The following is a 5,524-nucleotide window of genomic DNA, read 5'->3' on the forward strand; positions in this document are numbered from 1 at the left end:
ATATTCAGGCCGCATAATAGCGAAAGACGCAGAGCGGAACGCGAACCGATCTACACCACTCCACGGGGCATTATCGGGCTGGCAGGCAGCCTCACCACGACAGGGATCCGCCCCACGATGCCACGACTGCCCGCGCCCGACGCCCCGCCGATGACGATGTCCGAGGCCATCGGCGGCCCTCGGGGCATCATCGACAGCTCCCTGCCCACCGTGGCCTTCGTGGCCGTGAACGCCGAGGCCGGGCTGACCGCGGGGATCGTGGTCGCGATCCTGACCGCCGTCGGCCTGCTCGTGTTGCGCCTCGTGCGCCGCGAGCCGGTCCAGCAGACGTTCTCCGGGCTGTTCGCGGTCGGCGTCGCGGCGTTCGTCGCGTCCCGCACCGGTGACGCCAAAGGGTTCTTCCTGCCCGGTATCGCCAAGAACGCCCTCGGGGTGGTGGTGGCGCTGGCCTCCGTGGCGCTGCGTCGGCCGATCGGCGGGTTTCTCATGGCCGGCCTCGACCAGCGCTACGCCGACTGGCGTGACGATCCCCGCCAGCGGCGTGCCGCCGTGCTGGCCACCCTGATCTGGGCGGTGGTGTTCGGCGTCCGCTTCGCCGTGCAGGGTGTGCTCTACCTGGCCGACCAGTCGGGCTGGCTGGCGGCGGCGAACATCGCGCTCGGCCTGCCGCTGTTCGGGCAGGCCGGTCAGGCAGGTGTCGCAGTTCCCGCACGGCCCGGACGTCGGCTCGCCGAAGTAGGTGAGCAGGAAGACCCGCCGGCAGTCCCGGGTCTCCGCGTAGGCGCGCATCATCTCGACGCGGGACCGTTCGGTCTCCACCCGCGACTCGGCGACCGCGGCCGCCCGGCGGGCGGCCTCCTGCGGCTCGGGGGCGTCCGCCCGGGCGGCCAGCCGGCCGTCGTCATGCACCGCCACCACGTCCGCGCAGGCCAGCAGGTCGACCAGCCGGGTCAGCGCCGTGTCGCGCAGGTCGGCCGCCGCGGCCAGCTCCTTCGGGGTCACCGGTCCCTCGGCGTGCCCGAGCAGCGTGGCGACACGTTGCAGCGCGGTCTCGTCGACCTTCCCGGAGGCGAAGAAGCGCCGCAGCCCGAGATCCTCCGGCCGGTAGAACAGGCAGGCCACCGCCGCCTTGCCGTCCCGCCCGGCCCGGCCGATCTCCTGGTAGTACGAGTCGATCGAGTCGGCGACATCGGCGTGGATGACCGCCCGGACGTTCGGCTTGTCGATCCCCATGCCGAACGCGGTGGTGGCGACCACCACGTCGCAGCGGTCCGCGGCGAAGTCGGCCTCGACCTCCCGGCGGACGGCAGCGCGCAGCCCGGCGTGGTACGGGTGGACGGACAGGCCGAGGCCGGCGAGCTCCGCCGCGAGTTCCTCGGTGCCCCGCCGGGTCGCCGCATAGACCAGCGCCGGCTTGGTCTCCGCCGCGATGCGTTCGACGAGGCGGGCCCGTTTCTCATCGTCGTCGGTGAACGACGCCACCGACAGGAAGATCTCCGGCCGGTCGAAGCCGCGGACGACCTCGACCTCGTCGCGCATCCGCAGCCGCTCGCGGATCTCGCGGCGCACCGGCGGCGCGGCCGTGGCGGTCAGCGCCACCACGGTGGGCCGGCCGAGATCCTCGATGACCTGGCCCAGCAGCAGATAGTCGGGGCGGAAGCCGTGGCCCCAGGAGGCGATGCAATGCGCCTCGTCGACGACGAACAGGGACGGCCGCGCCGCCCGCAGCGCCGCCCGCACGTCCTCGCGGGCCAGCTGCTCCGGGGCCAGGAAGAGAAACTCGGTGCGGCCCTGGCGGACCGCGTCGAACGCGGCCTGGCGGGCTGCCGCGCCGGCGTCCGAGTTCGCCGCGACCGCGGGCTCGCCGAGCAGGCCGGACAGCCGGTCGGACAGGCCACGCACCTGATCCCGCTGCAGGGCGATCAGCGGCGAGACCACGATGGTCGGACCGTCCCGCAGCAGCGCCGGGATCTGGTAGACCGCCGACTTGCCGCCGCCGGTGGGCAGCACGCACAGCGTGTCCCGGCCCTCGACGATCGCCCGCATGGCTTCGAGCTGGCCCTCGCGCAGCCCGGCGAACCCGAATCCCTCCGCGGCGACCAGTTCGAGCAGGTCACCGAGCTCGTCGTGATCATCCTCCCCGTCCCGCGGGTCGGGTGCCCGCGCGGGGGAAAGCGGCGCCGCGGCGGGCTCGGCGGGCTCGGCGGGCTCGGCGGGTTCCGACACCGCGCCCGGCCGGGCAGGCTCGGCGGATGCGGCGGGTTCCGACACCACCACGGGTTCGGGCGTGCGGTCACGGCCCGAGGAGCTGGCGGGGGGCGGAACGGCGCCCGGGGACGGCTTCGGAGTGTCTTCGGGCGGGGTTGCGCCACGCAGCCAGGCAGACAGCAGTCTGACGATTCGATCACGACGGTTCATGGTCCCCACGGCGTACCCCGTCCTTGGTGAACAGCACCCTCCGATGAACACGAAGGTGACAATCTTCGCCCGACCGAGCCCCTCGCCCGACCGGGTCGAACCCGGGCCGGCAGTGCCGGCCGTGGCGGCGCAACTCGCCAGCCAGCCGTGACTTCGGAAAGTATCCGATCGGTTACAGTCGTGCGACTACCGGTCGACTCGTCGCGGAAGGACAGTCTTGATGCGTAGCCGGAGAGTCCGACAACGGCTTGTGCCGATTATCGCGATGCTGGCCGTGGCTGCGGTCGCCTTCGTGCTGGTCGCCCACCTGCTGGCCGACTCCACTGGCGGCGACGCGACGTCCTCCGGCCCGGACGGCAACGCGGCCGACGAGAGCATGGGAACGGCGGCGCGCCAGGCGCTCGCGGCAGGCGTCCGCACCGTGCCGACGACCCCGCCGGGCAAGCTGCGTTTCGGGCTCGGGCCCGGGCTCGACAGCGCCCAGCACTCCCCCGTCGCCCCCGACCTCGACTTTTACAGCACCTGGTTCAACGGCCGCGACGACCTGAGCTTCCTGCGCCCATGGAAAGCCGACCTGATCCCCGAGGTCTACCGCTCGGGTCATGGCATCCATCTCATCGTCTGGCTCGACGGCACCGGCGCGATCAGCACCTTCCAGACACCCCACGGCCCGGCGTGCGGCCGCGAGTACCCACTGTCGAGCTCGTTCCTCGACGACGCCCGCGAACTCGCCTCGATCTTCACCGGCCCCGCCGACGGCCCGGCCCTCTACGTCACCCTGTTCACCGAGTTCCAGACCTATCCGTGCCAGCCGAACGCCTGGTCCGCGAGCCCCGAGACGACGAACTACTACCTCACCCTGCAGGACCAGTACCTCGCCGCCCTGCGAATCTTTCACGACGGGGCGCCGAACGCGCGGGTCTCACTCGGCTGGGGCGGCTGGCAGGACCGCTGGGACGACCCCATGACCGGTGCGGGCCGCTCACTGTTCCCGCACTTCGCGGATGTGATGCGCGCGTCGGACTTCGAGAGCTTCCAGGCGATGGGCGACGACCCGAACGCCGGCGACGTCATGGGAATGACGCGTCAGCTCGGCCAGTACGGCCCGGTGATGCTCGCCCATTTCAAGTCCAGCTCACAGTCGACCTGGACATCGGACCTGCACGCGCTGCTGTCCGGCGACGCGCCGCGCCAGCTCAGCGAGAGCGGCCTGTTCGCCTTCAGTTTCATGGACCAGGACAACTTCAACGCCTCCCCCGAAGCCCTGGCCCAGGCCCGCGGCGCCATCCAGAGCCACGGCGTCCACGCCCCCCGCTGACCAGCGGCGCAGAAGTCAGGAGCGCGGGAGGCCGGCGATCGCCTGCTCGATATCTTTCACGAGACGCTGCCAACCGGGCAGCCCACGTATCGGCCCGTCGATGTCGTGCCGGTCGAGCAAAATTCTGCGCCGTACGTCGAACGCTTTGGCGTCTGCCCGGGGCCGGCGCCCGGTTGACTCGCTGGCGGCCGGCAATGCCTCGTGCAGGACTCCCTGCGGATCCACTTTTCTCTCAACTTCACCCAGGCCGGGAAGGGATAAGGGTGCCCGCCCGCTCGGCCTGCCGACGACGCGACGAATCTCAGCTTCGCCCAGCAGGAGCCATGCTTCCATCATGCGAATCGGGACCACGGGAATGACCGGTGTCCGGAGGCCGCAGCTGGCCCACCGCGTTCGGGCCCGCTATACAGGCGTAGGGCCCGAAGTCGACAGCGAGGCCAAGCGGGTTCTTGAATCCATCTACCTCGAGCCCCGTCAGAACACTCTCATCCTAACCGTTCGGATGACCGGCCGGTCATCGTCCCTACCAGACCGGCAGTTCGAGCACCTCGACAAAGCGATGACTTTGCCGTCGTCATGTCCGCGGGCTAGCCGGTGGCGGTGCACAGTTCAGGTGCGCGGGCGGCGGCGACGAGCGCGGCGAGGGCGGCGGACAGGTGGGGGGCCTGCTGGGAACCGCGGCGGACGGCGGCGAAGATCGGCCGGACCGGCGTCCGGCCCGCGATCGGGCGGATGACCACCTCGGGCGTCGAGGACAGCCGGGCCAGCCGGGGGATCAGGCCGACGCCGCAGCCCGCGGCGATCAGGCCGAGGACCGCGGCGAAGTCGTCGGCGTTGTGGCGGACGCGCGGGACGAAGCCGGCGGCGGCGCAGGCGGAGTGGGCGACCTCACGGCAGGCGGTGCCGGGTCGGCTGACGATGAAGTCCTCCGACGCGAGCGACTCCAGCGGAACCGCCGGGGCCGAGGCGAACGGATGACCAACGGGCAGTGCGACGTCAAGCGGGTCGTCGAGTAGCGGAATCTGCAGCAGCCGCGGGTCTGCGGGGCGCGCCGCGGCGTGGGTGATGCTCAGCACGAGGTCGAGGTCGCCCGCGAGCAGCAGGTCGAAGCACTCGGGCTCGGGGACGTCCGTCACGAACAGCCGCAGCCGCGGCCGGCTCTCCCGCAGCGCGGTGAGCGCGGGGGCCACGATCGCGGAGATCGCCGTCGAGAACGCGGCCATCGCCACCGTCCCGACCCGGCCCTCGTCGAACGCCGCGAGATCGGCCTCCGCCCGTTCGAGCTGGGCGAACAGGATGTCGGCATGCTCGAGCAGCACCCGGGCGGCCGGGGTGAGCCGCACCCGGCGGCCGGCGGGGTCGAGCAGCCGGACGCCGGTCTCCTTCGCGAGCGCGGCGAGCTGCTGGCTGACCGCCGACGGGGTGAGGTGCAGCGCGGCGGCGGTGGCGACGACCGTTCCCCGGGTGTCGAGTTCTCGCAGCAGCCGCAGGCGACGCACATCGATCATGCAGGACATCTTAACGGTGCGGTCCATAAAAATTAGCTGGACTGCACGTCCTGTGATCGCAATGGTACGAGCCATGAGCTACGTGATTCTGACCGCGGCGACGATGATCGGCCTCGGCGCCTGGCTGTGGGGGCCGGACACTCGCGACGGCAGGGACTGGGCCCGCCGGGGCGCCGGCTTCGGCCCCGGCAGCAGGTTCGCCGGCCGGGACGAGTTCGGCCTTCCCGGCGACTTCGACGGGCCTGGGGGAAGCGGCCGCGGCGGCGGCCCGGGGTCCGGC

3 protein-coding genes and 3 pseudogenes are annotated in these 5,524 nt (G+C 71.8%); 3 read left to right on the plus strand and 3 right to left on the minus strand.

Annotation, left to right across the window (positions count from 1 at the left end; all coding sequences use genetic code 11):
* Positions 1–156: 156 nt before the first annotated feature.
* Positions 157–624 (plus strand): annotated as a pseudogene (locus tag MXD58_RS18785) (DUF3159 domain-containing protein); the annotation flags it as partial.
* 123 nt (positions 625–747) lie between these two features.
* On the opposite strand, the pseudogene MXD58_RS18790 reads toward MXD58_RS18785, so the two are convergent.
* Positions 748–2,418: pseudogene (locus MXD58_RS18790) on the minus strand (RecQ family ATP-dependent DNA helicase); the annotation flags it as partial.
* A 265-nt stretch (positions 2,419–2,683) separates the two neighbouring features.
* Between MXD58_RS18790 and MXD58_RS18795 the strand changes: the two are divergent.
* Positions 2,684–3,736, plus strand: coding sequence for a hypothetical protein (locus tag MXD58_RS18795; RefSeq protein ID WP_248838814.1), 1,053 nt, complete (start codon positions 2,684–2,686; stop codon positions 3,734–3,736).
* Between the two features lie 15 nt (positions 3,737–3,751).
* On the opposite strand, the gene MXD58_RS18800 is transcribed toward MXD58_RS18795, so the two are convergent.
* Both MXD58_RS18800 and MXD58_RS18805 read right to left on the minus strand, forming a co-directional pair.
* A complete protein-coding gene (locus tag MXD58_RS18800) occupies positions 3,752–4,072 on the minus strand; it encodes a hypothetical protein (protein WP_248838815.1) in 321 nt (106 codons plus the stop codon).
* Between the two features lie 251 nt (positions 4,073–4,323).
* Positions 4,324–5,244 carry a LysR family transcriptional regulator gene (locus MXD58_RS18805; protein ID WP_248838816.1) on the minus strand — a complete coding sequence of 307 codons (921 nt, stop codon included), beginning with the start codon at positions 5,242–5,244 and terminating at the stop codon, positions 4,324–4,326.
* A gap of 73 nt (positions 5,245–5,317) precedes the next feature.
* On the opposite strand from MXD58_RS18805, the pseudogene MXD58_RS18810 reads away from it, so the two are divergent.
* Positions 5,318–5,524, plus strand: a pseudogene (locus MXD58_RS18810) (hypothetical protein); the annotation flags it as partial.

The organism is Frankia sp. AgKG'84/4 (genome assembly GCF_023242965.2).
Classification (GTDB): Bacteria; Actinomycetota; Actinomycetes; order Frankiales; family Frankiaceae; genus Frankia.

Coding starts and splice junctions, on each gene's coding strand:
- MXD58_RS18795 (WP_248838814.1), top strand. CDS start 2,684: ATGCTGGCCGTGGCTGCGGTCGCCTTCGTGCTGGTCGCCCACCTGCTG.
- MXD58_RS18800 (WP_248838815.1), bottom strand. CDS start 4,072: ATGATGGAAGCATGGCTCCTGCTGGGCGAAGCTGAGATTCGTCGCGTC.
- MXD58_RS18805 (WP_248838816.1), bottom strand. CDS start 5,244: ATGATCGATGTGCGTCGCCTGCGGCTGCTGCGAGAACTCGACACCCGG.